The sequence below is a fragment of the Streptomyces akebiae genome, from assembly GCF_019599145.1.
Taxonomy (GTDB): Bacteria; Actinomycetota; Actinomycetes; order Streptomycetales; family Streptomycetaceae; genus Streptomyces; species Streptomyces akebiae.
In genome coordinates, this window is the sequence record NZ_CP080647.1 from 9,937,628 (window position 1) to 9,964,342 (window position 26,715).

Here is a 26,715-nt window from a genome sequence, read left to right on the forward strand (position 1 = left end):
TTCACAGAGCGCTCATAGAGAGGTGCCCGCCGGGACGGGACGGCATTCGACGGAAGACCTACAGTTCACCCCGGGCTCGCCCTACAGTTAAGGCAAGCCTCATCAAAGAAAGTTGAAGACGTGGGGACCTCGACGGTCCGGGCGGCGAAAGGCCCCCGCGCGGTTCTGCTGCTGACGCTCTCGGGCGTCCTCCTGCTCACGCTGAGCGCCCTGTCGATGGCGTTCGGCGCCCTGGGCGTCCCCCTGGACCAGGTGTGGCACACCCTGCTCGGCGACGCCCCCAGCACCCGCATCGACAACGTCATCTGGTCCGTGCGCCTGCCACGCACCGCCCTCGGCCTCGCCACCGGCGCCGCCCTCGGCCTGTCGGGCGCGCTGATGCAGGCGCTGACCCGCAATCCGCTGGCCGACCCCGGCATCCTCGGGGTGAGCGCGGGCGCCGCCTTCGCCGTGGTCCTGTCGGTCGGGGTACTGGGCATCGGATCGGTGTACGGGTACATCTGGTTCGCCTTCGGCGGCGCGTTCGCCGCCAGCGTCCTGGTGTACCTCCTCGGCGGACTGGGCCGGTCCGGCTCCACACCGGTCAAACTGGCGCTGGCCGGTGTGGCGGTGACCTCCCTGCTGTTCTCGCTGACCAGCGCCATCGCGCTGACCGACCCCGACGCGCTCAACCGCTACCGCTTCTGGAGCGCCGGCTCCCTCGCCAACCAGGACGAGGCCGTCCTGCTCCGCGTCCTGCCGTTCCTCGCCGTCGGCGCGGTCCTCGCCCTCGCCTGCGCCCCCGCCCTCAACAGCCTCGCGCTCGGCGACGACGTCGCGAAGTCGCTCGGGCTCAAGCTCGGCCTGGTCCGCGTCCAGGGCGTCGTCGCCGTCACCCTGCTCACCGGGGGAGCGGTCGCCGTCATCGGGCCCGTGGTCTTCGTGGGCCTGGTCGTCCCCCACATCGCCCGGGTCCTCGCCCAACTGGCCGGGATCGGCCCGGACCACCGCTGGCTGCTCCCGCTGTCGGCCGTCCTCGCCCCCTGCCTCCTGCTGGCCGCCGACATCGCCGGCCGCCTGCTCGCCCGCCCGACCGAGATCCAGGCCGGCGTCCTCGTCGCCTTCGTCGGCGGCCCCTTCTTCATCGCGCTGGTCCGCCGTCGACGCCTCGCGGAGCTGTGAACCATGACCTCACGACCGGGCGTACGCGGGCCCGTGAGAACCGAATCCGTGGAGCTGTGAGCCGATGACCACCGAACTCGCGCCCGTGCCGCCCCCGAAGGGCGCCCAGAACCCCACGCCCGAGCGGCGCACGGCCGGCCGCATCACCTTCCGGCTGCCCGCCCCGCCCGTCTCCGGCGTCGTACGGCCCCGGCTGCTGGCGGTCTGTCTGTTGCTCGCGGCCGCCGCGTTCCTGGCGTTCACGGTGGAGACCTCCGTCGGGGACATCGCCCTCCCGCTCGGCGACGTGCTGAAGGCCCTGGTGGGCACGGGCGACCCCGGCACCGAACTGATCGTCCACGAACTGCGGCTGCCGCGGGCCCTGGCCGGACTGCTCGTCGGAATCGCCTTCGGCGTCTCGGGAGCCCTCCTCCAGACGGTGACACTGAACCCGCTGGCCAGCCCCGACATGATCGGCGTCACCCAGGGCGCCGGCACCGCGGTCGTCGCCGGGATCGTCCTCGGCTGGGACCAGGGCATGGGCACCCAGGCCCTGGGCCTGCTCGGCGCCACGGTCACCGGCCTGCTGGTCTACGCGCTGGCCTGGAAACGCGGCACCACCGGCTACCGCATCGTCCTCGTCGGCATCGGCGTGGCCTGGATCTGCACCAGCCTCACCGACTACCTCATGGCCCGCGGCCAGCGCTTCCAGGCCCAGGCCGCCCTCGGCTGGCTCGTCGGCAACCTCAACGGCCGTACCTGGGAACAGATCGGCCCGCTCGCCGTCACCATGGCCGTGCTCGTGCCGCCGGCCGTCCTGCTCGGCCGGCAGATCCGCGTCATGCAACTCGGTGACGACGTCGCGAAGGGCCTCGGCACCCGGGTGCAGCTGGTCCGGGTTGCCGTCCTGCTCATCGCCGTCGGCCTCGTGGCCTTCGGCACGGCCACCGCCGGACCCATCGCCTTCGTGGCGCTCGCCGCGCCCCAGGTCGCCCAGCGCCTGGCCGGCACCCCGTTCCCACCACCCGTCGCCGCCGGGCTCACCGGCGCCGTGATGGTCCTCGTGTCGGACCTCGCCGCACGCAAGCTCGTCCCGGACACGGAGCTCCCGGTCGGGGTCGTCACCGGGGTGCTCGGCGCCCCCGTACTGCTGTGGCTGCTCATCCGCGCCAACCGCGCCGGTTCAGGAGGCTGAAGACGTGTCATCGAAGGACGAGCCGACGACGAAGCGCGACACCCGCGCCGACGCCGGTACCGATTCCCGCGCGGGCGGTCCCGTCGACGGCCCCGAGCTGCGGGCCGAGGGCCTGCGCCTGGCCTACGACGACCGGATCGTCGTCGAGGACCTCGACCTGGTGATCCCGACGGGCCGGATCACCGCCATCGTCGGCGCCAACGCCTGTGGCAAGTCGACCCTGTTGCGTGCCCTGGCCCGCCTGCTGACCCCCAAGGCGGGCACCGTCCACCTCGACGGCCGCTCGGTGCACTCCATCCCGACCCGTGTCCTCGCCCAGCGGCTCGGCATCCTCCCGCAGACGCCGGTCGCGCCGGAGGGCCTGACCGTCATCGACCTGGTGGGGCGCGGACGTTCCCCGCACCAGACCTGGTGGCGTCAGTGGTCCCGCAGCGACGAGGAGGCCGTGCACGAGGCCCTCAGGGCCACCGCCATGAGCGACCTCGCCCACCGTCCCGTCGACGAACTCTCCGGCGGCCAGCGGCAACGCGCCTGGATCGCCATGGCCGTCGCCCAGGGCACCCCGGTGATGCTGCTGGACGAGCCGACGACCTACCTGGACCTCGCCCACCAGATCGACGTCCTCGACCTGGTCACCGACCTCAACCGGCACCAGGGCCGCACGGTCGTCATGGTCCTGCACGACCTCAACCAGGCCTGCCGGTACGCCGACCACATCATCGCCATGAAGGGCGGGCGCATCGCGGGCGAGGGAGCCCCGGCCGACGTCATCACCGCCAGGACGGTCGAGGACGTCTTCGGACTGCGCTGCGTGGTCGGGGAGGACCCCGTCAGCCGCACCCCCATGGTGATCCCGATGGGCCGTCACCACGAGGGCGCGGACGCGGACGCCGTGCCCGTGGCGGGCACCGCCGGCTGACACACGGCCGACGGTGTCCCGGTCCCACGGGGCCGCGCGGTTTCACGGCCGGGCCGTCAGATAACCGCCCATCGTCCGGAAGTAGTCCGTCGCCGCGAGTTCCGTGCCGTCCTCCGTCCGCACGCGCTTGACCACCAGCCCCGGCAACCGCCCGGAGCGCGCCTCGGCCCCGGCGACGATCACGACACCGTCCCCCTCCCGGATGAAGATCCGGCCCGGAGTGCCGCCGTAGCGGCCCTCGGACACGGCGGCCGAGACGATCCGGACGCGCTGCCCCCGGTGGTGGGTGAAGGCGTTCGGGTACGGGTCGGACTGGGCCCGTACGAAACGCTCCAGCTCCTCGGCGGGCCAGGTCCAGTCGATCCGGCTGTCCTCCGGGGACCGCTTGTGGAAGAAGCTCGACCGGGAGCGGTCCTGGGGTGTCCACACGGCCTCGCCGGAGGCGATGAGGTCGAGCGAGTCGGTGACGAGCGGGCCGATCAGATCGACCGTGCGGTGGAACAGGTCCGTCGCCGTGTCCTGCGGTCCGACCGGCACCGAACGCTGCAACAGCACATCGCCCATGTCGAGTTCGGCGTCCATGCGGTGGGCCGTGACACCGACCTCCGGCTCGCCGTTGATGAGCGCCCAGATGAGCGGGGAGAAGCCCGCGTAGGTGGGGAGCAGCGAGTCATGGATGTTCAGCGTGCCGTGCGGGGGCAGATCGAAGATCTCCGGCGGCAGCCAGGTGCGCCAGTTGTTCGCCACGATGAGATCCGGCTCGGCCTCCTTGAGCGCGCGCAGCAGCTCGTCGTCGTCCGGCCGGTTGCGCAACAGCACCGGTACGTCGTGCTGTTCGGCCAGGTCGGCGACGGAGTCGTTCCAGATCTTCTCGTACGCGTGGTCGCTCTTCGGATGGGTGACCGCCAGCACCACCTCGTGGTCGGAATTCAGCAGTGCCTGCAGCGTCCGGTGTCCCCAGGTCTGGTACCCGAACATGACGACCCGCATATGAGCCCTCCTCAGCCGTTGCTAGGTAAGGCTTACCTTATCTAACATGGCTCTGCTTGGGGGAGGCTGTGTTCCGACTTGGGAAACTCTGTGACCCCTTCTATGAAAGGCAGATGACGCGGTGACGACGCTGCACACCGGGGCGGATTCCATCTACGACGTACTGGGTATCGGGTTCGGCCCATCCAATCTCGCACTCGCCATCGCATTGCACGAGCACTCCGTGGCCTCCGGCACGCGGGACGGGCTGCGGGTCGGGTTCCTGGAGAGCCAACCCCGGTTCGGATGGCACCGGGGCATGCTCATCGACGACGCCACCATGCAAGTGTCCTTCCTCAAAGACCTGGTGACGATGCGTGACCCCACCAGCGACTTCAGCTTCCTGTGCTATCTGCGCGACCGCGGCCGCCTCGTCGACTTCCTCAACCTGAAGACCCTCTTCCCGCTGCGCATCGAGTTCCACGACTACTTCGAGTGGGCGGCCGCCCGTGTCGCGCACCTCGTCGAGTACTCCGCCGAAGTCGTCTCCGTGCGCCCCGTCACCCGGGACGGCGAGATCCGCTACTTCGACGTCACCAGCCGCGTACCCGGCGACCCGGACAGCCTGACCGTCCGCCGGACCCGCAGCATCTGCGTGGCCACCGGTCTGGAACCCCATCTCCCGCCCGGCGCCGCCCTGTCCGAACGGGTCTGGCACAACAGCGAGTTGCTGCCCCGCGTCGACCAGGTCGTGCGCTCCGGGCGGCCGGTGCGCCGCGCGGTCGTCCTCGGTGCCGGCCAGAGCGCGGCCGAGGCCGTGGACTACCTCCACCGCAGCTTCCCCGAGGCCGAGATCTGCTCGGTCTTCGCCAAGTACGGCTACACGCCCGCCGACGACAGCCCTTTCGCCAACAAGATCTTCGACCCCGAGGCCGTCGACCTGTACTACGGCGCGCCCCGCGAGGTGAAGCAGTCGCTGTTCGACTACCACCGCAGCACCAACTACTCCGTCGTGGACATGGATCTGATCGACTCCCTGTCCCGGGCCATGTACCAGGAGAAGGTCCAGGGCCGGGAGCGGCTGCGGATGTTGAACGTCTCCCGGCTGCGCGAGGTCGAGGCCGGCGCCGAGGACGTCAAGGCGACCATCGAGTTCCTCCCGACGGGCGAGCGCGAGATCCTCTCCGCCGACCTCCTCGTCTACGCCACCGGCTACCGGCCCCGCGGCGTCGGCGACAACCTGGGCGAGATCGGCAAACTCTGCCTGCGCGACGACGAGGACGCCCTCATGGTCGGCCGCGACCACCGGGTCGCCACCAACCCCAACGTGACCGCCGACATCTATCTGCAGGGCGGCACCGAACACACCCACGGCCTCACCTCGACCCTCCTGTCCACCACCGCCGTACGCGCCGGGGAGATCCGCGCCTCCCTCCTCGCCCGCCGTGCGAACGCCCCGGCGACGTCAAAGGGGTGAGGGACCGCCGCCGTTCGCCCTCGACGCCGGAGGTGTCCGCTCGCCGCAGCAAATCGGTCATTTGCCTGGCGCGTTGACGCCGCGCACCCGCAGATCCGGACGATCGGCCTCCGGGGCGCGCTAGCATCGCGGCGTGATGACGGCTCGGCCACCTCGACGCATGGCTCGGGCCCGCGTTCTCGCGGGCCCGCTGCTGCGCGTGCTCGGCCTCGCCGTGGTGCTGTTCGCCGTCGCGCTGGCGCACGGGGTGATGCCGGAGAGCGCCGGTGGACACGGGACGACCAGCGCCGTGACACACGCGACCGGTACGAACGACCTGCCGCGCCAGCATGGGGACGTGCCGCCAACCACCCCCTTCTCCACTGCAGTCGGGGCCCACGTCGGGCCTCCCGCCGACACGCATGACGAGCACGGAGCGCACGGCCACCACGGCGTCGGCAGTCCCGGCGAGCACTGTGCCTCCGCGCAACCGCAGCAGGGTCCGGCCCTGGCGCAGCCCCGTTTCGCCGTGTCGGTGAGCGAAGTCGTCGCACCGGGCTGTGCGCCGACCGCGCGCGACGCCGGCGAGGCGAGCCCGTCCGACCGGTCGTCAGCCGCCGTGAGAGCACTGGTCGTCCAGCAGGTCTAGGCCCCGGGATCCTCCCTCCCGTCCGGTTGTCTCCCCGTTCCACACCCGCGCGCCCGCCTCCGCTCCCGGCCACCGCCGCCGAGCCGGGCCGACCGTGCGCGCGCCCGGAGGACCCCAGTGCCGCTCCACTCCCGCATGCCCGCACCCCCTGGGCGGGCACCGTCCCTCCCGCCCCGGCGGAAACCGCTCGCCGCCCTCGCGCACGGCTTTCTGCTGGTCGCGTTCGTCCTGTGCTCCCTCGCGCACGGGCCGTCCGGCGAGCCGCATCGCTCGTCCGCGCCGACCGTCCCCGCGGCCACCACGGTCCCCCCGGCCACCACGGCCCCGGCGGCCGGGGGGACCACCGGGGCGACCCTGGCGGCTCCCGAGGCCCCGCACGGACCCCATGGCCACCACTCGGCCGAGGGGTGCCCCACCGGCGGCGTCCCCCGCACACCGACCGCCCAGACCTCGCACCAGCCACCGCCCGCCGCCGATCCCGCACCCCTGCTCGCCGGAATCACCGCCGCGGTGCTCGGCCCACTGCCGCCCGCGCGCAGCAGCCCGCACCGACGCCGACGTTCCCGCACGGGCCGGACCGTGCTGGTGCGCACCTCGCGGTGGCGCATCTAGACCTCTCGCCCGCGGCCGCCCCGAACGGCGGCCGCCACGTGCACGCAACCATGTCAACGTCCAGCGAGAGCGACACCATGCGATCCATCAACAGCACCTCCCACGCCCTTCCCGAGGCCGTCCCCCTCGCCTCACCCACCCCCACCGCACTCGCCGACTCCACGGCCGTGAACGGCCGTGCGGCCCTCCCCGCGCTCGTCGGCAACACCCCCCTCCTGCGCGTGTCCGAGCCACTCACCCAGGCCGGGCACGGTTTCTGGGCCAAGCTGGAGGGCTTCAACCCCGGCGGCATCAAGGACCGCCCGGGCCTCTACATGGTCGAACGGGCCCGCGCGCGAGGCGAGTTGAAGCCGGGCGGTCGGATCATCGAGTCCACCAGCGGCACCCTCGGCCTCGGCCTCGCGCTCGCTGGAATGGTGTACGGCCACCCCGTCACCCTGGTCACCGACCCCGGCCTCGAACCGTCCATGACCCGTCTGCTCGGCGTCTACGGCGCCGCCGTCGACATCGTCACCGAGCCGCACCCCACGGGCGGTTGGCAGCAGGCAAGGCGCGACCGGGTCGCGGAACTCCTCGGCCGGCACGACGGTTCCTGGTGCCCGGACCAGTACAACAACCCCGACAACACCGCCGCATACACTCCGCTCGCGCTCGAACTCGCCTCCGCGCTGGGCCACATCGACACCCTCGTGTGCAGCGTCGGCACCGGCGGACACTCCGCGGGCGTCGGCCGGGTCCTGCGACAGCTCTACCCGGACATCCGGATCGTCGGCGTCGACACCGTCGGCTCGACCATCTTCGGCCAGCCCGCCCGGACCCGGCTGATGCGCGGCCTGGGCTCCAGCATCCACCCCCGCAACGTCGCCCACGACATCTTCGACGAGGTCCACTGGGTGGCCCCGCACGAGGCCGTCCAGACCTGCCGTCACCTGGCCGCGTCGCACTACGCCACCGGCGGCTGGAGTGTCGGCGCGGTCGCCCTCGTCGCCGGCTGGCTGGCCCGCACCGGGTCCGTGGACACCCGCATCGCGGCGATCTTCCCCGACGGGCCCCAGCGCTACCTCGACACCGTGTACGACGACGACTACTGCGCCCGGCACGGACTCCTTGCCGGACCACCGGCGCTCGAACCCGACGTGATCGGCCGCGCGGACGAGAAGGAAGTCACCCGCTGGACCCGCTGTGCCGACGTCGTCGACCCGCTGACCCTGCCCGCCGCCCGTGAGGAGGGCGGCGCGTGAAGGGGACGCTCTCCCAGGTGCGGTCGTACGACCCCGCCGTCCAACTGTTGATGGTCAACCAGTTCACCATCAACCTCGGCTTCTACATGCTGATGCCCTACCTGGCCGCTCACCTCTCCGGCACCCTCGGCCTGGCCGGCTGGCTCGTCGGACTCGTCCTGGGGGTACGGAACTTCAGCCAGCAGGGCATGTTCGTGGTCGGCGGTGCCCTCGCCGACCGCTTCGGCCACAAGCCGCTGATCGTCGCCGGCTGCGTCCTGCGCACCGTCGGCTTCGCGGCCCTCGGCTTCGTCGACTCCCTGCCCGCCCTGCTGGCGGCCTCGGCGGCCACCGGCCTCGCGGGCGCCCTGTTCAACCCGGCCGTACGGGCGTACCTCGCGGCCGGGGCGGGGGAGCGCAGGGTCGAGGCGTTCGCGCTGTTCAACGTCTTCTACCAGGCGGGCATACTGCTCGGCCCGCTGGTCGGCATGGTCCTCACCGGTGTCGACTTCCGCGTCACCTGCCTCACCGCCGCGGGCATCTTCGCCGTGCTGTCGGTGGTGCAGATCCGTGCCCTGCCCGCCCGGGGCCGCGAGGACGACGAGGGCCGACGAGGCGAGAGCGGCCGGAGTCTGCTCGTCCAGTGGCGCGGCATTCTCGCCAACCGGCCCTTCCTGCTCTTCGCCGCCGCGATGACAGGTTCGTACGTCCTCACCTTCCAGGTCTATCTGTCCCTGCCGCTGGAGGTACGCCGCCTGGGCGGGGACGGTGAGTTCGGCACGGCGGCCGTCGCGGTGCTCTTCGCGGTGTCCGGGCTCAGCACCGTCCTCGGCCAGACCCGGGTGACGGCCTGGTGCAAGGCCCGCTACGAACCGGGCCAGGCGCTGGTGCGGGGACTGGCGGTCATGGGCGCCGCGTTCGTTCCCCTGCTGTGGCCCGCGACGCTGCCCGTGCCCGAGGCCGGGCCGGGGCGGTGGCTGTCGGCAGCCGTCCCGCCGACGCTGGCCGCGCTGCTGCTGGCCGTCGGCACGATGATCGCGTACCCCTTCGAGATGGACACCATCGTGCGCCTCAGCGGAGACCGGCTCGTCGCCACGCACTACGGGCTCTACAACACCGTCTGCGGTGTCGGCATCACCGTCGGGAACCTGCTCACCGGCGCCGCGCTGGACGCCGCCCGCGAGGCCGGGCTGCCCGCGCTGCCGTGGCTCGCGCTGATCGCGCTCGGCCTCGGCTGCGCCGCGTCGGTGCACGGTCTGCACCGCACGGGCCGTCTGGCGGCACCCGCGCCGGAGCCGGTGACCGTCCGACGGGCCTGACCGTCCGACGAGGGGCGGACGCCGCACGGCGCCCGCCCCGAGCCCGCCCCGAGCCGGTCGCGGTCGTACGCCCGGCCCGGCCTATTCGCGGTCGGCGCGCGCGTCGACCGCGCCCCGCCGTCGCACACCCTTCGCCAGCACCCCGCCCAGGAACCCGGTCACCAGGCCCCACAGCACGGCGAGCCCGAGCGCGGACCACAGATGGGGCCGCAGGTACAGTTCCCCGCCCAGATCGCCACCGAGGTCGCCGATGCCGAGGACCGACAGTCCGTAGTGCGCGGAGATCCGTGCCACGAGGCAGATCATCAGGACGGTGAGGGCGAGCGCGGCCGCCATGTGCACGCCGTGCTGCCACAGCCGTACCCGGGCCGGGGAGCGGGCCGCCATGACGAACGCGGCGAGCGTCAGCAGCACGGCGTTCACGGCCAACAGCCACCAGACGCGGCCGTCGTACTCGGCCAGGGAGTCCAGGTTCAGGGTCGAGACCTCGGGTCCGCGCACGACCTCGTCGAGGATCTTCGGCATCGGCAGCCCGAAGGGCCCCTCGACCTGGCTGTCCCAGGTGGCGCCCAGACCGATCGTGAGGACCAGCCACACCACGTTCGGCAGCCCCAGCAGGATCACCGCCGCCGTCTCGGCGGCGTGCCCACGGGTCAGCGCCACCACCACCGCGATGACCAGCCCGATACCGACGTACGCCAGCAGCAGGCCCACCATCGCGTACGCGGCGGGCCGCACCGACTCCTGGAACCGCAGCAGCCGCGCCGGGAGCGGCGCGCCGCGCGACACCAGCAGCGCCAGGACGAGAACACCGACGAGCCACAGCAGCCCGAAGAACACCGTCGGTGCCATCGCCGTCTCGAACCCCACGTCGGCGGAGGCGCCGAAGAAGTCGCCCACGTCGCCGAGCGGGATGTCGAAGCTCTGGCGGGCCGCGAGGGCGAGGCCGATCAGCGCCGCGAGCCACAGGGCCGCGATCCGGGCGGCCCAGCCCGCGAGTTCGCCCGCCCCCGCGACCGCCCGGTGCCGCAGGGGCCGCAGGAACCCGGCGGCGATCACCAGCGCGCCCACGAGGGTCACCGACAGCGGGACCACGGTCAGGCCCGCCCGCGTCTCGGCGAGCGGCCCGGCGTCGCCGGAGAGCTCGATGGTCCCGCCGACCGCCGTCACCACGGTGGCCGCGACGACCCGGGGGAACGCGCCGTCCGGGAGGTCCGTCGCACCCGCCGCCCAGAGTCCGAGGGAGGCCGTCACGATCATCGCGATCAGCCCGGCCAGCACGGTCGCGAGGGCGTGGAGCCAGCCGTGGCGGGCGACCGCCCGCTCGGCTGACGTCGTCCGCCGTGGACGCAGGGTCTGGGGACTCACTCTTGCCACGCTAAGCACGGCCGAGGTACTCCGCGCGGCGAGCCGGGCCGGCCCGGGACCGCCGCCGCTCGGCTTGCGGGCGGCACGGGGCCAGAGCACACAATGGGCCTGTTGTGGAGCAAAACGCCGTCATCGGCGTGAATCGCCGCAGAATCCCTACGGCGGGAGAAGCCCCGTGAGCGCCGACCAACCGTCCTCCGGCCGCCCGACCGGCCCGCCCTCCGGCCCCCTGTCCGGACCGTCGCAGCCCGGCCCCACCCCACCCGACCCGACCCGGCCGAGCGGCGGGCGGCCGCCGGAACCGCCGAGCGGGGCCTCGGGTGCGGGCGGGACAGGCGGCTCCGGCGGCGGCCCCGTCGGTCCTGGAGGGCCAGGCGGTCCTGAGGGGCCCGGCGGGCCGGGCGACGCCTCCGGCGACTCCGGCGCGGGGCACGCGAGACCTGACCGTCCGTGGTGGCGGTCCGCTCCCCGCATCGCCCTGATGGTCGTCGCGGCCGTCGTCGCCGTGGTCCTGGTCGTCGTCCTCACCCGCTCCGACGACTCGGGAGGCTCGGCGGACGGAGAGGTCTTCCTCCAGGCCGCCGGCAAGTCCGGCCCCGACCCGTTCACCGAGTCGACCGCGAAGGACAGTTCCACCCCACCGGAGACGCCCACGACCACACCGACCCGCTCGGAGCCCGCCAACGTGACCCGCGCCGTGGACGGCGCGTCCGCCGGCCTCTACGGCGGCACGCGCAACGTCGCCGCCTGCGACGTCGAGAAGCAGGTCGACGTGCTCCGGGCGAACCCCGCCAAGAACGACGCGTTCGCCTCCGTCGCCGGCGTCGAGTCCGCCGACGTACCCGCCTACCTGCGTTCCCTCACCCCCGTGCAACTGCGCATGGACACCCGCGTGACCAACCACGGCTACCGCGACGGCGCCGCCACCAGCTACCAGGCCGTCCTCCAGTCCGGCACCGCCGTCCTCGTCGACGACCGCGGGGTGCCCCGGGTGCGCTGCGCCTGCGGCAACCCGCTGAAGCCGCCGGTCGCGCTGAAGACCACGCCGGAGCCGAAGGGCGACTCCTGGCCGTCGTACCGGCCCCAGAACGTGGTCGTCGTCGAGCCCTCGACGGTGATCATCAACGTGTTCGTCCTCTACGACCCCGAACGCGACGAATGGTTCACGCGCCCCTCCGGCGACACCGGGGGCAAGGACAAGAAGACCACCCCGCCCGTCGACCAGCCCTCCCCGTCGGCGTCCACGTCGTTCTCCGAGGAGCCGCCCACCGAGTCGCCCGAACCGTGTCCTTCGACCCCGGGTGGAGCCAGGGACGACGAGACGGCCGGTCCGTGCCCCTCGTCCTCCTCGGTGACACCCTCCACCTCCGCACCGACGGAGACACGGACCCCCGCACCCGAACCGGAACCGGAGAGCCCCGACTCGCCGCAGGACGACACCACGACGAACGAGTCGGCCCCCCTCCCCGACACCCCGGAGCCGGTCACCCCGGACTCGTGACCGGCCCGGCGGCCCGGAGGCGTGCCGGCCCGTCCGGCAGCCCCCGGGCCGTACGCCTCACTCGTCGATCGCCGACCCGAACAGCGCGTCCACGGAAGGCGCCCCGAGCGAAGCGGCGTTGTACGTCCACGACCCCGACGCCGTGATGCCGCCCGCGCCCGCCGAGAGCACCCAGACATGCCCGTCGCCGGTGTTCTCGCCCGGCGCGGCGGCCAGCAGCCCGAAGCGGCCGTCGCCGTTCGGGTCGGTCAGCCGGACCTGGGCGCCCCACTTGTCGCCCTTCTCGGCCGCGCCCGGCACGTCCGCCGAGTTCTGGTCCCACGACCGGGCGCCCGTCGAGGTCGGCCCGGAGGCCGAGCCGCGCAGCACCCACACGGCGCCGGCGTCCTTCACCGCGCCGATGTCCTCGCCCGCGGCCCCGATCGCCACGTCCGCGTAGCCGTCCCCGTCGGTGTCCGCGACCGACAGGTCCGAGCCCCAGCCGTCACCGGCCTCCGCGACACCGGGCACACCGGGGGAGTCCTGCACCCACCAGTCCGGCTCGGCCGCCGGCCCGTCCGGCCCGCCCAGCCGTACGCCCACCAGACCGCCCGTCATGGTCTCGCCGGGCTGGTCGTCCGGGGAGTTCGGCTCACCGGTCACCAGGTCGTCGTACCCGTCGCCGTTGATGTCGCCGGACGCCGCGACCGGACCGCCCCGCAGATCACGCTCGTACTTCAGCCCGTCGGCGTTCCCCGACAGATACGTGGACCAGCCGTGACCGGGTTCGTCACCGACGCTGAGTCCCGACACGACGAGGTCGGCGAAGCCGTTCTTGTCGTAGTCGCCGGTGGTCAGGGACTTGGCCGCGATACGGCGGGCCTCGGCGGACTTCGTGTCGAGTCGCCGGGTGGTCTCACGGCGCATCGAGGCGCGGGTCGCCTCGTCGTACGCGAACAGTTCCACGTCGTACCCGTCGAGGACGGCGAGGAGGTCCCCGTCCGTCTCGGCGGTGAAGCGCGCGGCGGCGAGGCCGAGGCCGAACTGCTCGCCGGCGGCGGGTTCCTGGGTCTCCAGCCAGTCGCTCGCGGTGCCCTTGAGGCCGGCCTTCGAGCCCCACAGGACGGCCACCCCGCCCGCGTCCTTCACGGTGCCGAGGTCCTCGCCGGGAATGCCGACCACCGCGTCGTCGAACCCGTCGCCGTCCAGGTCGCCGGTGGCCACCGCCCGGCCGAAGCCGTCGCCCGCCTCGGCCGCGCCCGCGACCCCGGAGGTCGACTGGCTGAACCGGGCCACGTCGCCGGTGCCGATGCCTCTGGCCGAGCCGTACTGCACGGTCACCAGCCCCGCGCCGCTCCTGCCGCTGACCGTGGCACCGGGCGCGCCGACCAGCACGTCCTCGTACCCGTCGCCGTTGAAGTCGCTGTTGCGGTCACTGGCCTGGGTACTGCCGGGCACCCCCGCGTACGCGGACGGAGCGGTGGCGATCACCGCACCCGAGACGATAAGAAAAGTGGCTGCCGCGAGGGCAGTCGAGCGGTTCTTGCGCATGTACGGCTCCAACCAGTAAGAACGGCCGGGCAGCGCGGGGGTGTCCGGAAAGGGCCCGTTCCTTCTCCGGCGCCCTGTTTGACGACGGAAGAGGGGCAAGGGTTGTGCGGTCGGGAGCGACGACAAGGATCGGCCGGGGGAAAAGGGGTGGCGCGCCGAGGCGGTGACCACCGATGCTCCTCCGCATGACTGACCCAGGTGGGAACGAACAGCCCCTGCTCGAGCGGAAACCCGGCTGGGGCGACCGCTTCGTCGGCCCCGAGGACGACCCGCGCGCGGAGGGAGGCTTCGAAGGGGAACGGGCCACGCTCGTCGGGTACCTCCGCAACCAGCGGCTCACCCTGGAGCTGAAGTGCGCGGGCCTCGACGCCGAGGCGCTGGCCCGCCGCTCGGTGCCGCCGTCGAACATGTCGCTGCTCGGACTCGTACGCCACCTGGCAGGCGTGGAACAGTACTGGTTCCGCGAGGCGTTGGCCGGCCGGCCGGAGCCACGCCACTACCGAGCCGGCGACAACCCCGACGCGGACTTCGACGAAGCCGTGGCCGACCCCGAGGCCGTCGCCGACGCCTGGCGGACCTGGCGCGCCGAAGTCGACTTCGCCGAGCGCTTCGTGGCGGCCGCCCCCGATCTGGCCGTCACCGGACATCACGACGGCGAGCCCATCGCCCTCCGCGAGGTGCTGGTCCATCTGATCGAGGAGTACGCCCGCCACAACGGCCACGCCGACTTCCTGCGCGAACGCGTCGACGGCCGCATCGGCCAGTGACACCCGGCGCGGAACCGGATTTCCCTCAGGGCGGAACGCCACCCCCTTCCCCTCCCGCACGCCGTTCCTAGGCTGGAGAAGTGAGCCAACACGCGTCGAACGAAGCCCGAGTCATCCCCCTGCGCCCGGCCGCGGCCCCGCCGACCGGCCCACCCGCCAAGGAACCCCTGTGGCGCGACCTCGTCGGCGACGTGCTCCGGCGCGAGCGCCTGGCCCAGGAGCGCACCCTGAAGGACGTCGCCGACGCGGCCCGTATCTCGATGCCGTACCTCTCGGAGGTGGAACGCGGCCGCAAGGAGGCATCGTCGGAGGTCCTCGCGGCAGCCGCCCAGGCCCTGGGCCTGGGCCTGGGCGACCTGCTGTCGCTGGCTCAGCGGGAACTGGCCCGGCCCACCGCCCGGTCCCGCAGGACATCCACCGCACCGCACAACAGCCTGTGCCTGGCGGCCTGACAGAGCTCCCGCCCCGCGCCCCTGACGGGGCGCGGGCCTCAGACCGCCACCGGCCGCCGACTCAACACCTCGTCCGCCAGCCCGTACCCCACCGCCTCCTCCGCCGTGAACACCTTGTCCCGATCCATGTCGGCCCGCAGTTCCGCCACTTCGCGTCCCGTGTGCCGCGCGAGCACCCGCTCGACCTGCGCCCGGATGCGCACCATCTCCTTGGCCTGGAGGGCGAGGTCGGAGACCGTTCCCTGACGGCCCCCGCTCGCCGGCTGCCCCAGCAGCACCCGCGCGTGCTCCAGCACGAACCGCCGCCCGGGGTCCCCGCCCGCCAGCAGCACCGCCGCCGTCGAGGCCGCCTGCCCCACGCAGAGGGTCGAGATCGGCGCGCGGACGTACGACATCGTGTCGTAGATCGCCATCAGTGAAGTGAACGAGCCCCCGGGTGAGTTGATGTAGACGGAGATCTCCCGGTCCGGCATGGCCGCCTCCAGATGAAGCAGCTGCGCGATGACGACGTTCGCCACCCCGTCGTCGATCTCCGTACCGAGGAAGACGATCCGCTCGGACAGCAGCCGGCTGAAGACGTCGTAGGACCGCTCGCCCTGCGCGGTCCGCTCGACCACGTTCGGAATCGTGTACGTCCCCATCACTGCAGTCCCATCCGTCGACGCGAGGACGCCGGCCGTACGTCGTCGAGCGACTCGACGACCCGGTCGACCATCCCGTACTCCCGGGCCTGTTCGGCCGTGAACCAGCGGTCGCGGTCGCCGTCCCGGGAGACCGTCTCCTCGGTCTGCCCGGTGTGCTCCGCGGTGATCCGCTCGATGGCGCGCTTGGTGAACTCCAGGTTCTCCGCCTGGATCTCGATGTCGGCGGTGGTGCCGCCGATGCCGGCCGACGGCTGGTGCATCATGATCCGCGCGTTGGGCAGCGCGAACCGCTTGCCGTGCGCGCCGACGCTCAGCAGGAACTGGCCCATGCTCGCCGCGAACCCCATCGCCAGCGTGGACACGTCGTTCGGGATCAGCCGCATCGTGTCGTAGATGGCGAGGCCCGCCGTCACCGACCCCCCGGGACTGTTGATGTAGAGGCTGATGTCGGTGCGCGGGTCCTCCGCCGACAGCAGCAGCAACTGGGCGCAGACCCGGTTCGCGGAGACCTCGTCGACCTGGGTGCCGAGGAAGACGATCCGCTGCGCGAGCAGCTGCGCGGCGAGATGGTCGTCGAAGCGCGACGGCGAGGTGTCGCCCTCCTCCGCGCGCGGGGCGAGCAGCGGGGCCCGGCCGGTCGTCAGTGGAGCCACGGTTCCTCCCTGTGGGTGAACGCGACCGCGGTGGCCGCTGTCTCCACCCTCCCCAGGAAACGCCCCTCACCTGGCGTTTCTCTGCCCACGGCAGATTCGCCGACAGCAGAGCGCCGCCGTCTCGCCCCCACCCGGCGCAACGCGTGTCCGCGCCACCGATGAGTTTCCGGACCAGGATCGGTCGACACAGGAGACGACACACCCCGCCGGAGGAGGCACACATGTCCAACGAAGGATTCACCACCTGCCTGTGGTTCGACGGTCAGGCCGAGGAGGCGGCCGCCCACTACGTCTCGGTCTTCAAGAACTCCCGGCTCGGCCGGGTCACGCACTACGGCGAGGGCGCGCCCCAGCCGGCCGGCTCGGTGCTGACCGTGGAGTTCGTGGCCAACGGCCAGCGGTTCGTGGCGCTGAACGGGGGCCCGGAGTTCAAGTTCACCGAGGCCATCTCCTTCCAGATCCTCTGCGCCGACCAGGACGAGATCGACTACTACTGGAACAGCCTCACCGAAGGCGGCGAGCCCGGCCCCTGCGGCTGGCTCAAGGACCGGTTCGGGGTCTCCTGGCAGGTCGTGCCCACCGCCCTCATCGAGATGATCAGCGACTCCGACCCGCGGAAGGCGTCCCGCGCGACGGCGGCCATGATGGCGATGGGCAAGTTCGACCTTGCCGCGCTGGAGAAGGCCTACGCGGGCGAGCAGTCGACCCCGTGAACTGCTCGACCCTGGTGGGAGGCTCCCCAACAGGCCCTCCCACCAGGGAACGCGCGGGGATTTCGACCATTCTTTACCTGCGCCGGGTAGCAGATGCGAAGGACGCCGGTGAGGCTTTCCCGAGCACCACCCTGTTACCCGGAGGAACAGTGAACGTCTCCCTGACCACCTGGCTGCTGACCGTCGTCGCTCTGTGCGTACTGGTCGCCGTCGACTTCTTCATCGGCCGCAAACCCCACGATGTGTCGATCAAGGAGGCCGGCATCTGGTCGGCTGTCTGGATCGCCCTGGCCATCGCGTTCGGCCTGGGCGTGCTCGCCGTCGGCGGGGGCAGGCCCGCGGGGGAGTTCTTCGCGGGCTTCATCACCGAGAAGTCCCTGAGCGTCGACAACCTCTTCGTCTTCGTCCTGATCATGGCGAAGTTCGCGGTGCCCTCGCAGTACCAGCAGCGCGTGCTGATGGTCGGCGTCCTGATGGCACTGGTGCTCCGCGCGATCTTCATCGCGGCGGGCGCGGCGATCATCTCCAGCTTCTCCTGGGTCTTCTACATCTTCGGCGCGTTCCTGATCTACACCGCCTGGAAGCTGGTCGAGGACGCCCGCAAGGACAGCCACGAGGAGGAGTACGAGGAGAACAAACTCCTCAAGGCGGTGGAGAAGCGCTTCGGGGTGGCCGACCGCTACCACGGCACCAAGCTGTGGATCGAGGAGAACGGCAAGCGCGTCATGACGCCGATGCTCGTCGTGATGCTCGCCATCGGCTCCACGGACGTCCTCTTCGCCCTCGACTCCATCCCGGCGATCTACGGCCTCACCCAGGACCCGTACATCGTCTTCACCGCCAACGCGTTCGCCCTGATGGGCCTGCGCCAGCTGTACTTCCTCATCGGCGGCCTGCTGAAGAAGCTCGTCCACCTCTCCTACGGCCTGTCGATCATCCTCGGCTTCATCGGCGTCAAACTCGTCCTGCACGCGCTGCACGAGTCCGGCGTCCACGTCCCGGAGATCTCCATCCCCTTCTCCCTCGGCTTCATCGTCCTGGTCCTCGCGGTGACCACGGTGACGAGCCTGTGGGCGTCGAAGAGGCAGCAGGAGGCGGAGGCGGCCGCCGCGTCGGCGACGCGGGCGGCGCACGGGAAGGACACGGACGACGACGAGTCCACGTCCCAGCGGGTCTGAGAAGGACCTAGTGCCGCGACGGGGCGAACGTTGCCTGTCGCGGCACTGGCTAGGCCCCGTCGGTACGCGCGTCGGCGATGGCCCGGGTGATCTCCCGGGCCATCCGCGTGATCCCCGGGGACCGCACCGGGCACGGCTTCGGCTTCGACGTCGTCGGCGCCAGACAGAAGTGCAGGTAGTCCTCGTCGTGGTGGAGCGCGGTGCGGCCCCGGCCGGGCTGGGTGCAGTAGCCGTCGTGCTCGCGTTCGTAGGCGGTGCACGGCAGGTACTGGGTCCAGGTGTAGCGGTCGGCGGCCGGGCTGACGGCCTTGCCGGCGTCCGCGACCAGATCACCGGAGGCCTCGGCCTGCTTCGCGTACAGGGCGTTCACCCGCCGGACCCGGTCCGGGGTCATCGGGTCCGGGCCCTGGAGCACCCACACGATCGTCGGCCGGTGCTCACCGCCCGCGTTCGCGATCTGGTCGGTGAGCTGCTCGGCCGCGGCCGTGTACCGCCGGAAGTACTCGGCGCGGGCCTTGCCGTAGGTGACTCCGTCCATGCAGGGCGTGTAGTCCCAGGCGTTCCCCCAGAACTGCAGGACCACATAGTCCGGGCGCAGCCGCCGCACCAGGGCGGCCGCCTTGTCCCGCGGCGGGACGAGCGACCGGTCGGTGGTGCCCTCCAGGTAGTCGCACAGGGTGGTGCCCGAGTAGGGGGCGCTGGTGTAGCGGGCGTCGAGGTCGTCCTTCAACAGGTCGCCGAGGACAGTCTGGTTCTCCATGGCGAGGGAGTCCCCGAGATAGAGCACCTCGGGCGCGGGCTTCGCCGCCCCGGTGCCGCCGCTGCCGTCCGGGTCGACGTCGTCGCCGGGGGGTGCCGTGGCGGCGCGCCGGTGCGTGGTCGACGACGGGTCCGGTGCGGCGGCCGACGGCGGCGCCTGGTCCGGTGCGGACTCCGGATCCCCGCACGCGCCGAGCAGCAGCCCGGCGACCACGGCCCCCGCCACTCCCACGATCCACTGCTTGCGCATACGGCGACTCCCGCCCCGATCACCGAAATGGCTCCCCAGGCAAGCACAGCCCGACGCGGGGCGGAAGACCCGTGTCGGCCATGAGGGCGTCCGGTCCGGCCGGACGCCCACGCTCCGTCAGCTCACGGGGTCATGCCACCCGTGCACGCCGCACCCGGCTCCGGTGTCTGCTCGCCCTGCACGTACTTGTCGAGGAACTTCTGCACGCGCGGGTCGGACGCCTTGTCCACCTTCAGCTGGTGCTCCCAGGCGCTCAGCACGATGGGCGACGACTGGTCCTCGTAGGGGCTCATGAAGGTGTACGTCGTCTTGTTCACGAGGCCCGTCAGCGACTCGACGTCCGCCTTCGCCGCCTTGTCGTTGTAGGTGATCCAGACGGCGCCGTGCTCCAGCGCGTGCACCGCGTTCTCGTTCGGCACGGCCTTGGTGTACACCTGCTTGTCGCAGTTGACCCACACCTGGTTGTGGTCGCCGCCCACGGGCGGGCTCATCTTGTAGTCGACGGTCTCGGAGACGTGGTTCTGGGTGAGTTTCGACCAGCTCTTCACGCCCTCGACCGGCGCGGCCTTCGCCTCCTCCTTCTCCTGCGCGGCGTCGATCAGGTACCAGCCGCCGCCGACCAGACCGGCGAGGATCACACCGGTGACGCCGAGGGTGAGCAGCCGCATGCGCCGCTCACGGGCCTGCTCCGCCTTGCGTATCTCCTCGACGCGGGCGCGCCGCGCCGCCTCCCTGGCCTTGGGGCTGTTGCTCTTGCCCTTCGGCGCGCCGTTGTTGGCCTTGGACTTGGATGAAGCCATGGGGTGTCCTTCTCCCGGCCGTGCCCGCACGGGGCACGGCGGTCCTGCGAGTCGTCTGAGGGGGTGTCGTCACGGCCGGTGATCGGCCTAGACGCGGAGCAACTGCAGTTCGTGGAGATCGGGAGGGCGGGCCCGCCCCGGCTCCCGTGAGTCGTCCGGTGCGACCGCGGCCGGGGCCGGCGCGGGCTGCCAGGGCGCGGCGGTGTGATCGGCGCCCGGCAGCGGCATATGGCCCAGCACCGCGGCCGGGTCGGGGGAGTGGCAGTCGTGCTCGCCGGGGCTGTGGCCGCATGGGTCGCGCTCCACATGACCCGTCCGCGCGGTGACCGAGCGGCCCACCGCCGATTGCCCCTCCGCCGCCGGTCGCCCCTCCACCGGTCGCTCCGCCGCCGGCCCCGCGGAGAGCGCCTGCGGACGCCGCTCGGGCGCCTCGCCCGGAGGCGAGCCCGCGCAGAACAACAGGAACGTGGTCAGGGCGAGCGCGGCCACGAGCAGGAGGCGTGCCGTCCGGCCCCGGGCGCACGGCAGCGCCGTACGGGGGAACGGTCGGCCGGACATGGCGGCACCTCACGAGTCGAGTCACGAGTCGAGGCGAACGGGAGTGCGAGCGCCGCTGAAATTATCAGACGACGCACGGCCGTGGCCCCGCCCCACGGAACTCGTACCGGTTTCACGCGGTCCGTCCCGTTCGGCGGGCGACCGGGACCCGTCCTGGCTAGCGTGAGAGCCGGGAACCACCTGTCGAACCGAGGAGAGTGGCAGCCATGGCCGCACACCCCGAGGGAGCGCCCTGTTGGGTCGACGCGATGTTCAGCGACGTCGAGGGCGCCAAGAGTTTCTACGGCGAGGTCCTGGGCTGGACGTTCGGCGAGTCGTCCTCCGAGTACGGCAACTACACGCAGGCGTACGCGGACGGCAAGGCGGTGGCCGCGGTCGTCCCGCCGATGCCCGGACAGGAGGGCCAGTCCGCCTGGTGCCTGTACTTCGCCACGTCCGACGTGGACGCCACCGCCGCGAAGGTCCGCGACAACGGCGGCGAGGTGCTGATGGAGCCGATGCGCGTCGGCGACTTCGGCTCCATGCTGCTGGCCCGATCCCCGGACGGCGTCGTCTTCGGTGGCTGGCAGGCCGGCGTCCACCAGGGCTTCGAGGCGATGGGTGTGCCCGGCGCGTACATCTGGGCCGAGATCTTCACCCGGGAGCCGGAGAAGTCCGACGCGTTCTTCCCGGCCGTCTTCTCCTACCGGTCCAAGCGGATGGACGACCCCGACAACCCGCACATGGACTTCCGCGTCTTCGACCTGGGGCAGGGCCCGCTGCTCGGCCGGATGAAGATGACGGCGGAGGACTTCCCGCCCGAGGTGCCCTCGTACATCAACGTGTACTTCACCGTCCCCGACTGCGACGACGCGGTCGCCAAGGCCACCAAGCTGGGCGGTGTCCTGCGCTTCGGCCCGATGGACACCCCCTTCGGCCGCTTCGCCGCGCTCAGCGACCCGCAGGGCGCGTCGTTCTCGGTCATCGACATCACCAACACGCAGGGCGAGATGCCGGAGCTCAAGGACGTCGACTGAGCGGACACGGGCACGGACGGGAACGCGCGCATGGCATGATCGAGCCCATGTCGGAACGTGTTGTGGCCGCCTGCGACGGAGCCTGCAAGGGAAACCCCGGGCCGGCGGGCTGGGCCTGGGTGGTGGCCGAGGACGATGAGATCCCTGCGCGCTGGGAGGCCGGGCCGCTGGGCAGGGCCACCAACAACGTCGCCGAACTCACCGCGCTGGAGCGGCTGTTGGCGGCCACCGACCCGGCCGTCCCGATCGAGATCCGGATGGACTCCCAGTACGCGATGAAGGCGGTCACCACCTGGCTGCCCGGCTGGAAGCGCAACGGCTGGCGCACGGCCGCCGGCAAGCCGGTCGCCAACCAGGAACTCGTGGTCCGTATCGACGAGTTGCTCGCCGGACGCGCCGTGGAGTTCCGCTACGTCCCCGCCCACCAGGTCGACGGCGACCGTCTGAACGACTTCGCCGACCGCGCGGCGAGCCAGGCGGCCACCGTCCAGGAGCCCGCCGGCACCGAGCTGGGCTCCCCGGAACCGCCGGCCGCGCCCGACACGGTCCCGGCCCGCCGCGCGCCGGCGAGGAAGTCCGGGAGGCCGGGCGGGGCCGGCGGCCGTAGCGGCTCGTCCTCCTCGTCCCGCACCATCAAGGCGAAGTTCCCCGGCCGCTGCCAGTGCGGCCGCCCGTATGCCGCGGGTGAACCCATCGCCAAGAACGACCAGGGCTGGGGCCACCCGGAGTGCCGTACGGCGGCGACGGCCGGGGCCGAGTAACTCCGGGCGGACGCCGGGGGAAGGGCGTGCGCGTCACACGACGGTGCCGCGCCACTCCCCGGTCTCCCCGCCGCGCTCCTCGATGAACTTCTTGAAGCGCGTCAGGTCGCCCTTGGTCTGCCGCTTCACGACGCCCAGCTTGTCGGCGACCTTCTCGGCGGGGCCCTCCGGCTGGAACTCCATCTGCAGCATCACCTTGGTGCGCCCCTCGGCGAGGTGGTGGAAGGTGACGACACCGGACTGCCGGGCCTCACCCGAGACGGTCGTCCAGGCCACCCGCTCGTCGGGGATCTGCTCGGTGATCTCCGCGTCGAACTCCCGCTGCACGCCGTCCACCTTGGTCACCCAGTGCGTGAGCGTGTCCGACCGCTGCTCGATCCGCTCGACCCCGCTCATGAACTCGGGGAACGTCTCGAACTGCGTCCACTGGTTGTAGGCGGTCCGCACGGGGACCTGGACCTCGACCGACTCCTCGATCTGGGTCATCGGGCGCCTCCCTCACATCATCGGTTCTGTCGCGGTCGCGTCCGGGTCGCCCCGGCCGCGTCCGGCGCGGGTACCCAGGTCCCCGACGGATCAACGTCCTCAGGCCGCGTCGAACGTGTAGTGCGGGGTGTGGTCCAGCAGCGCCGCCGGGGTCGTGTCGTCCCACGGCTTCATGGTCTCGTTCAGGTCGACCACGTTCGGCGTCCCGGCTGCCGGGAGGTACGCCGAGTTCGGGTGCAGCCGCTGCCAGTCGGCCCACAGCTTGTCGACGAACGCGTGGTGCAGCCAGAACACCGGGTCGTTGGGGGAGACCCCGGTGCCCATCTGACCTCCCACCCAGACGTGCACCCGGTTGTGGAGGTTCACGCCCCGCCAGCCCTCCAGGTGATTGCGGAAACCGTCCGAGGCGCTGTTCCAGGGCGCCATGTCGTACGTGGACATCGCGAGCACCGAGTCCACCTCGGCCCGGGTCGGCAACTGCCGCACCGCGCTGCCGAGGGAGCGGCGCAGGTAGGTGCGGCCGTCGATGCGCACGTTGATCGGCCAGTTCCCGGTGGACGCCGCGAACGGCCCGTCCATCACCCGCCCGTCGCGGCTGCGCCCGGTGCCGCCCAGGAAGTCCGGCGCCCACAGGGAGGAGCGCGCCGTCCGGTCGGCCGTCCAGTCCCAGTAGGGCAGGGCGACCGTGGAGTCCACGGACTGCAGGGCCCGTTCGAACTCCAGCAGGAATCTGCGGTGCCAGGGCAGGAAGGACGGCGAACGGTGGCCGGTGCGCTCGCCGTTGTCCGTGTCGCCGAGGATGAACGCGTTATGGGTCGTGACGAACTCGTCGTAGCGGCCGGAGCGCTTCAGCGCGATCAGCGCGTCGACGAAGCGCCGCTTCTCCTCGGCGGTCAGGGTCGCCTGGTTCTTGCGTGTGGTCATGGCTCTGCGGCTCCTTGCGGTGTTACCGGTGGTGCGTGTGCGTGTGCGTGTGCGGGCGCGGGTCAGTTGAAGGGGACCAGGCGGGCGCCCTGGAGTTCGTCGACCGCCGCGCGGGCGGCCGCGCGGGGTGTCGGCACGGGGGAGTAGTGGCTGACCACGCTGATCCAGCTGCCGTCGGCGTTCCGCATCACGTGCAGCTCCGCCCCGTCGACGAACACCGCGTACCCGGCGCCGTGGTGGTGTCCGCCGCCCTCGGTCGCGTGGCCCTGTATCAGGCGGCCCCGGTAGACCTCGTCGAAGGCCTGGAGGTCCTGGTGGCCGTCGTGGCCGCCGTGCTCCTCGTGGCTGCGGTGGCCGTCCGCGGCCGCCGCGGTGAGCGGGGCTCCGACGGTCACGGCGAGGGCTGCCGCGGCCCCGAGAGCGTGGCGGCGGGTGATGTCGGGCATGCGAAGACCTCCTGGGAAAGGGGTGATTGATGACTCGTCATACCTATCCACCCGCTGTGGGGCCGGAGAAATCGCAGGAAACCGGTTGGCCATGATCAGGACAATCGCGTACATGTCGTACAAGGTTGAACAAAGATGATCTTGCTGTGGCGGCCCCGCGAGCGAGGGTGGAGGGAGAAATTCCGCCCCGTCGCGGCGACGGCGCCGATGATCTTGCGGTGCGGGTGGGGAGTGCGTGGCCGACGTCACGCGGGCAAAGTGGCGTGAATCCAGAGCGCACACACACTGCTACTCTTCGTGGTCAATTGATCGCTTTGCGCAGCGAAATGGGAGTGTGCGTGAAGATCGCGTGCGTCGGCGGCGGACCCGCAAGCCTGTACTTCTCGATCCTGATGAAGCGGCAGGACCCGTCACACGACATCACCGTCCATGAACGGAACCCGGCCGGGTCGACCTACGGCTGGGGCGTCACCTACTGGTCCGAACTGCTGGACAAGCTCCGCGAGAAGGACCCCGAGACGGCCCTCGCCATCAGCGAGAACTCCGTCACCTGGAACAGCGGGGTGGCGCACGTCCGCGACCGCAGGACCGTCCAGCCCGGCGACGACGGCTTCGGCATCGGCAGGCGCCGCCTGCTCGAACTGCTCGCCGACCGGGCCCGCGCCCTCGGCGTCCGGGTGGAGTACGAGGACGAGATCACGGCCGACGCCCTGCCGGACGCCGACCTCGTCGTCGCGGGCGACGGAGTCAACAGCACGGTGCGCGAGAGGTACGCCGACCGGTTCGGCAGCGACATCACAGTCGGCCGCAACACCTACATCTGGCTGGGCACGACCAAGGTCCACGAGGCCTTCACCTTCTCCTTCCAGGAGACCGACCACGGCTGGATCTGGGCCTACGCCTATCCGTTCAGCGACGAGCAGAGCACGTGTGTCATCGAGTGCTCCCCGAGGACGCTGAGCGGCCTGGGCCTGGACCGCCTGAGCGAGGCCGACGGGCTGGCCCTGCTGGAGAAGCTCTTCGCCGACATCCTGGACGGCCACCCGCTGCTGGGCCGGGACCAGGGCGACGGCACCGCCCGGTGGCTCACCTTCCGCACCCTGACCAACCGCACCTGGCACCACGGCAACCTGGTCCTGCTCGGCGACGCCGCCCACACCACGCACTACTCCATCGGCGCGGGCACCACGCTCGCTCTGGAGGACGCCATCTGCCTGGCCGAGGCCCTCGGCGCCCACCCGGACACGGAGGCGGCGCTCGCCGCGTACGAGGGACGGCGCAAGTCCGACCTCCTCCGGCTGCAGAGCGCGGCCCGGCACAGCGCCCAGTGGTACGAGAACATCCAGCGGTACATCGACCTCCCGCCGGAGCAGATGTTCGCGCTCCTCGGCCAACGGCACTCCCCGCTGCTGCCCTACGTGCCGCCGCAGCTCTACTACCGCCTCGACCGCGCGGCCGGCCGACTGGAGGCCCTGCGCCGTCTCAAGCGCTGGCTGGGCCCGAAGCTGGCCCGGTCGTCGCAGTCGAGGGTTCTCGCCGGACGGAAGTAGCCGACGGCGGCCGGCCTTCCGGGGTGGGCCGCTAGGGGGTGTTTCGAAAGTCCCGCACAGCACCCACGGCGCCCGGCACGCTCCCCCACTCTCGGCTCCGCTCGAGCGGGAGGGACCCCCACCGCCGCACCGGCCGAAACCCCAAGTGAGTCCAGTACGAGGGCTTTCGTCCGGCACGCCGAGAGCACGCACCGGACACCGCGGGCACCGCACAGGACTTTCGAAACACCCCCTAGCGGACGCCTCGCGGCCGGAACTGGATGCTGATGCGCGGCCCCACCGCCCGCGTCGACTTGGGCACCGCGTGGTCCCAGGTGCGCTGGCAGGAGCCGCCCATCACGATCAGGTCGCCGTGGCCCTGCGGGAAGCGCAGGGTCTGTCCACCGCCGCCGTGCGGGCGCAGGGCCAGATCGCGGGGGTCGCCCACGGACAGGATGGCCACCATCGTGTCCTCCCGGGCGCCCCGCCCGATCCGGTCGCCGTGCCAGGCCACACTGTCCCGGCCGTCGCGGTAGAAGCAGAGCCCCGCCGTGGCGAACGGTTCACCGAGCTCGGAGCCGTAGTGCGCGGACAGCGCCTCCCGGGCCTCGTCCAAAAGGGGGTGCGGGAGGGTGTCCTCGGGGCCGTAGTGGGCGAGCAGGCGCGGGACGTCCACGACCTGCTCGTACATCTGCCGCCGCTCCGCCTTCCACGGCACCTCCTCGGCGAGCTGCGTGAACAGCGCGTCCGCGCCGCCGAGCCACCCGGGCAGTACGTCGACCCAGGCCCCGGCGCCCAGCTCACGTCGGCGCAGCCCGTCGAGGGGGCCGAGGTGGAGGTCGTCGGACTGGTCGAAGAGGGAGCCCTGGAGGTGCGTGGCCATACATGCAGCGTACCTCCA

Annotated in this window: 28 protein-coding genes; 16 read left to right on the forward strand and 12 right to left on the reverse strand. The window is 71.9% G+C overall.

Features of this window, described 5'->3' with window-relative positions:
* The first annotated feature begins 120 nt into the window (after positions 1-120).
* The 3 genes from K1J60_RS43015 (at position 121) to K1J60_RS43025 (ending at position 3,254) form a co-directional block, all read left to right on the forward strand.
* Positions 121-1,161, forward strand: a complete 1,041-nt coding sequence (locus K1J60_RS43015) for a FecCD family ABC transporter permease (RefSeq protein ID WP_220650963.1) — start codon at positions 121-123, stop codon at positions 1,159-1,161.
* Between the two features lie 64 nt (positions 1,162-1,225).
* On the forward strand, positions 1,226-2,335 hold the full coding sequence (locus tag K1J60_RS43020; protein WP_220650964.1) for a FecCD family ABC transporter permease: 1,110 nt from the start codon (positions 1,226-1,228) through the stop codon (positions 2,333-2,335).
* A 4-nt stretch (positions 2,336-2,339) separates the two neighbouring features.
* Positions 2,340-3,254, forward strand: coding sequence for an ABC transporter ATP-binding protein (locus K1J60_RS43025; protein WP_398684121.1), 915 nt, complete (start codon positions 2,340-2,342; stop codon positions 3,252-3,254).
* 42 nt (positions 3,255-3,296) lie between these two features.
* Here the strand turns inward: K1J60_RS43025 and K1J60_RS43030 are convergent, their stop codons facing one another.
* The gene (locus K1J60_RS43030) at positions 3,297-4,244 is read right to left on the reverse strand and encodes a methionyl-tRNA formyltransferase (RefSeq protein ID WP_220650965.1); all 948 of its coding nucleotides are present in this window, start codon (positions 4,242-4,244) and stop codon (positions 3,297-3,299) included.
* Between the two features lie 121 nt (positions 4,245-4,365).
* Here K1J60_RS43030 and K1J60_RS43035 point away from each other — a divergent pair, with 121 nt between their 5' ends.
* From K1J60_RS43035 to K1J60_RS43055, 5 genes are all read left to right on the forward strand, one after another.
* Positions 4,366-5,700, forward strand: coding sequence for a lysine N(6)-hydroxylase/L-ornithine N(5)-oxygenase family protein (locus K1J60_RS43035; RefSeq protein WP_220650966.1), 1,335 nt, complete (start codon positions 4,366-4,368; stop codon positions 5,698-5,700).
* A gap of 160 nt (positions 5,701-5,860) precedes the next feature.
* On the forward strand, positions 5,861-6,328 hold the full coding sequence (locus K1J60_RS43040) for a hypothetical protein (RefSeq protein WP_259408177.1): 468 nt from the start codon (positions 5,861-5,863) through the stop codon (positions 6,326-6,328).
* 135 nt (positions 6,329-6,463) lie between these two features.
* A complete protein-coding gene (locus K1J60_RS43045) occupies positions 6,464-6,940 on the forward strand; it encodes a hypothetical protein (RefSeq protein ID WP_220650968.1) in 477 nt (158 codons plus the stop codon).
* A gap of 50 nt (positions 6,941-6,990) precedes the next feature.
* Positions 6,991-8,181 (forward strand): PLP-dependent cysteine synthase family protein, encoded by a 1,191-nt coding sequence (locus K1J60_RS43050; RefSeq protein ID WP_259408178.1) that lies wholly within the window; start codon positions 6,991-6,993, stop codon positions 8,179-8,181.
* Positions 8,178-9,479, forward strand: coding sequence for an MFS transporter (locus K1J60_RS43055; RefSeq protein ID WP_220650969.1), 1,302 nt, complete (start codon positions 8,178-8,180; stop codon positions 9,477-9,479). The genes K1J60_RS43050 and K1J60_RS43055 overlap by 4 nt, the downstream gene beginning before the upstream one ends.
* A gap of 81 nt (positions 9,480-9,560) precedes the next feature.
* Here the strand turns inward: K1J60_RS43055 and K1J60_RS43060 are convergent, their stop codons facing one another.
* A complete protein-coding gene (locus K1J60_RS43060; RefSeq protein WP_220650970.1) occupies positions 9,561-10,847 on the reverse strand; it encodes a streptophobe family protein in 1,287 nt (428 codons plus the stop codon).
* Positions 10,848-11,022: 175 nt separating this feature from the next.
* Between K1J60_RS43060 and K1J60_RS43065 the strand changes: the two genes are divergently transcribed.
* Positions 11,023-12,348 (forward strand): DUF6777 domain-containing protein, encoded by a 1,326-nt coding sequence (locus tag K1J60_RS43065; protein ID WP_220650971.1) that lies wholly within the window; start codon positions 11,023-11,025, stop codon positions 12,346-12,348.
* Positions 12,349-12,405: 57 nt separating this feature from the next.
* Here the strand turns inward: K1J60_RS43065 and K1J60_RS43070 are convergent, their stop codons facing one another.
* Positions 12,406-13,878, reverse strand: a complete 1,473-nt coding sequence (locus K1J60_RS43070) for an FG-GAP-like repeat-containing protein (RefSeq protein WP_220650972.1) — start codon at positions 13,876-13,878, stop codon at positions 12,406-12,408.
* A gap of 185 nt (positions 13,879-14,063) precedes the next feature.
* Between K1J60_RS43070 and K1J60_RS43075 the strand changes: the two genes are divergently transcribed.
* The gene (locus K1J60_RS43075) at positions 14,064-14,645 is read left to right on the forward strand and encodes a DinB family protein (RefSeq protein WP_259408179.1); all 582 of its coding nucleotides are present in this window, start codon (positions 14,064-14,066) and stop codon (positions 14,643-14,645) included.
* Positions 14,646-14,725: 80 nt separating this feature from the next.
* Positions 14,726-15,097 (forward strand): helix-turn-helix domain-containing protein, encoded by a 372-nt coding sequence (locus tag K1J60_RS43080; protein ID WP_220650974.1) that lies wholly within the window; start codon positions 14,726-14,728, stop codon positions 15,095-15,097.
* Between the two features lie 38 nt (positions 15,098-15,135).
* Here K1J60_RS43080 and K1J60_RS43085 read toward each other — a convergent pair whose 3' ends face one another.
* A complete protein-coding gene (locus K1J60_RS43085) occupies positions 15,136-15,738 on the reverse strand; it encodes a ClpP family protease (protein ID WP_220650975.1) in 603 nt (200 codons plus the stop codon).
* Positions 15,738-16,394 carry an ATP-dependent Clp protease proteolytic subunit gene (locus K1J60_RS43090; RefSeq protein WP_220650976.1) on the reverse strand — a complete coding sequence of 219 codons (657 nt, stop codon included), beginning with the start codon at positions 16,392-16,394 and terminating at the stop codon, positions 15,738-15,740. Before K1J60_RS43090 ends, K1J60_RS43085 begins: the two co-directional genes overlap by 1 nt.
* Positions 16,395-16,615: 221 nt before the next feature.
* On the opposite strand from K1J60_RS43090, the gene K1J60_RS43095 reads away from it, so the two are divergent.
* Positions 16,616-17,107: a VOC family protein gene (locus K1J60_RS43095; protein WP_220650977.1), complete on the forward strand. Its 492-nt coding sequence runs from the start codon at positions 16,616-16,618 to the stop codon at positions 17,105-17,107.
* Positions 17,108-17,256: 149 nt separating this feature from the next.
* Positions 17,257-18,285 (forward strand): TerC family protein, encoded by a 1,029-nt coding sequence (locus K1J60_RS43100; protein ID WP_220650978.1) that lies wholly within the window; start codon positions 17,257-17,259, stop codon positions 18,283-18,285.
* A 49-nt stretch (positions 18,286-18,334) separates the two neighbouring features.
* Here K1J60_RS43100 and K1J60_RS43105 read toward each other — a convergent pair whose 3' ends face one another.
* From K1J60_RS43105 to K1J60_RS43115, 3 genes are all read right to left on the reverse strand, one after another.
* Positions 18,335-19,294: an SGNH/GDSL hydrolase family protein gene (locus tag K1J60_RS43105; RefSeq protein ID WP_220650979.1), complete on the reverse strand. Its 960-nt coding sequence runs from the start codon at positions 19,292-19,294 to the stop codon at positions 18,335-18,337.
* Between the two features lie 122 nt (positions 19,295-19,416).
* The gene (locus K1J60_RS43110) at positions 19,417-20,094 is read right to left on the reverse strand and encodes a DUF3105 domain-containing protein (RefSeq protein WP_220650980.1); all 678 of its coding nucleotides are present in this window, start codon (positions 20,092-20,094) and stop codon (positions 19,417-19,419) included.
* Positions 20,095-20,181: 87 nt separating this feature from the next.
* On the reverse strand, positions 20,182-20,652 hold the full coding sequence (locus tag K1J60_RS43115; protein ID WP_220650981.1) for a DUF6153 family protein: 471 nt from the start codon (positions 20,650-20,652) through the stop codon (positions 20,182-20,184).
* A gap of 206 nt (positions 20,653-20,858) precedes the next feature.
* On the opposite strand from K1J60_RS43115, the gene K1J60_RS43120 reads away from it, so the two are divergent.
* Complete coding sequence (locus tag K1J60_RS43120; protein ID WP_220650982.1) at positions 20,859-21,668, forward strand: VOC family protein; 810 nt, start codon at positions 20,859-20,861, stop codon at positions 21,666-21,668.
* Between the two features lie 35 nt (positions 21,669-21,703).
* Entirely contained in the window at positions 21,704-22,429 is a 726-nt protein-coding gene (locus K1J60_RS43125) for a ribonuclease H family protein (RefSeq protein WP_220650983.1), read from the forward strand.
* A gap of 33 nt (positions 22,430-22,462) precedes the next feature.
* Here K1J60_RS43125 and K1J60_RS43130 read toward each other — a convergent pair whose 3' ends face one another.
* From K1J60_RS43130 to melC1, 3 genes are all read right to left on the reverse strand, one after another.
* Positions 22,463-22,915: an SRPBCC family protein gene (locus tag K1J60_RS43130; protein ID WP_220650984.1), complete on the reverse strand. Its 453-nt coding sequence runs from the start codon at positions 22,913-22,915 to the stop codon at positions 22,463-22,465.
* Between the two features lie 99 nt (positions 22,916-23,014).
* Positions 23,015-23,839, reverse strand: a complete 825-nt coding sequence (melC2, locus tag K1J60_RS43135) for a tyrosinase MelC2 (RefSeq protein WP_220650985.1) — start codon at positions 23,837-23,839, stop codon at positions 23,015-23,017.
* Positions 23,840-23,901: 62 nt separating this feature from the next.
* Positions 23,902-24,285, reverse strand: a complete 384-nt coding sequence (melC1, locus tag K1J60_RS43140) for an apotyrosinase chaperone MelC1 (RefSeq protein WP_220650986.1) — start codon at positions 24,283-24,285, stop codon at positions 23,902-23,904.
* A gap of 338 nt (positions 24,286-24,623) precedes the next feature.
* On the opposite strand from melC1, the gene K1J60_RS43145 reads away from it, so the two are divergent.
* Entirely contained in the window at positions 24,624-25,835 is a 1,212-nt protein-coding gene (locus tag K1J60_RS43145) for an FAD-dependent monooxygenase (RefSeq protein ID WP_220650987.1), read from the forward strand.
* Positions 25,836-26,067: 232 nt separating this feature from the next.
* Here the strand turns inward: K1J60_RS43145 and K1J60_RS43150 are convergent, their stop codons facing one another.
* On the reverse strand, positions 26,068-26,697 hold the full coding sequence (locus K1J60_RS43150) for an alpha-ketoglutarate-dependent dioxygenase AlkB (RefSeq protein WP_220650988.1): 630 nt from the start codon (positions 26,695-26,697) through the stop codon (positions 26,068-26,070).
* Between the last annotated feature and the right edge of the window lie 18 nt (positions 26,698-26,715).

Coding starts and splice junctions, on each gene's coding strand:
- K1J60_RS43070 (WP_220650972.1), bottom strand. CDS start 13,878: ATGCGCAAGAACCGCTCGACTGCCCTCGCGGCAGCCACTTTTCTTATC.
- K1J60_RS43150 (WP_220650988.1), bottom strand. CDS start 26,697: ATGGCCACGCACCTCCAGGGCTCCCTCTTCGACCAGTCCGACGACCTC.
- K1J60_RS43085 (WP_220650975.1), bottom strand. CDS start 15,738: ATGGGGACGTACACGATTCCGAACGTGGTCGAGCGGACCGCGCAGGGC.
- K1J60_RS43050 (WP_259408178.1), top strand. CDS start 6,991: ATGTCAACGTCCAGCGAGAGCGACACCATGCGATCCATCAACAGCACC.
- K1J60_RS43030 (WP_220650965.1), bottom strand. CDS start 4,244: ATGCGGGTCGTCATGTTCGGGTACCAGACCTGGGGACACCGGACGCTG.
- K1J60_RS43120 (WP_220650982.1), top strand. CDS start 20,859: ATGGCCGCACACCCCGAGGGAGCGCCCTGTTGGGTCGACGCGATGTTC.
- K1J60_RS43095 (WP_220650977.1), top strand. CDS start 16,616: ATGTCCAACGAAGGATTCACCACCTGCCTGTGGTTCGACGGTCAGGCC.
- K1J60_RS43115 (WP_220650981.1), bottom strand. CDS start 20,652: ATGTCCGGCCGACCGTTCCCCCGTACGGCGCTGCCGTGCGCCCGGGGC.
- K1J60_RS43020 (WP_220650964.1), top strand. CDS start 1,226: ATGACCACCGAACTCGCGCCCGTGCCGCCCCCGAAGGGCGCCCAGAAC.
- melC2 (WP_220650985.1), bottom strand. CDS start 23,839: ATGACCACACGCAAGAACCAGGCGACCCTGACCGCCGAGGAGAAGCGG.
- K1J60_RS43130 (WP_220650984.1), bottom strand. CDS start 22,915: ATGACCCAGATCGAGGAGTCGGTCGAGGTCCAGGTCCCCGTGCGGACC.
- melC1 (WP_220650986.1), bottom strand. CDS start 24,285: ATGCCCGACATCACCCGCCGCCACGCTCTCGGGGCCGCGGCAGCCCTC.
- K1J60_RS43105 (WP_220650979.1), bottom strand. CDS start 19,294: ATGCGCAAGCAGTGGATCGTGGGAGTGGCGGGGGCCGTGGTCGCCGGG.
- K1J60_RS43040 (WP_259408177.1), top strand. CDS start 5,861: ATGGCTCGGGCCCGCGTTCTCGCGGGCCCGCTGCTGCGCGTGCTCGGC.
- K1J60_RS43125 (WP_220650983.1), top strand. CDS start 21,704: ATGATCGAGCCCATGTCGGAACGTGTTGTGGCCGCCTGCGACGGAGCC.
- K1J60_RS43045 (WP_220650968.1), top strand. CDS start 6,464: ATGCCCGCACCCCCTGGGCGGGCACCGTCCCTCCCGCCCCGGCGGAAA.
- K1J60_RS43075 (WP_259408179.1), top strand. CDS start 14,064: ATGACTGACCCAGGTGGGAACGAACAGCCCCTGCTCGAGCGGAAACCC.
- K1J60_RS43110 (WP_220650980.1), bottom strand. CDS start 20,094: ATGGCTTCATCCAAGTCCAAGGCCAACAACGGCGCGCCGAAGGGCAAG.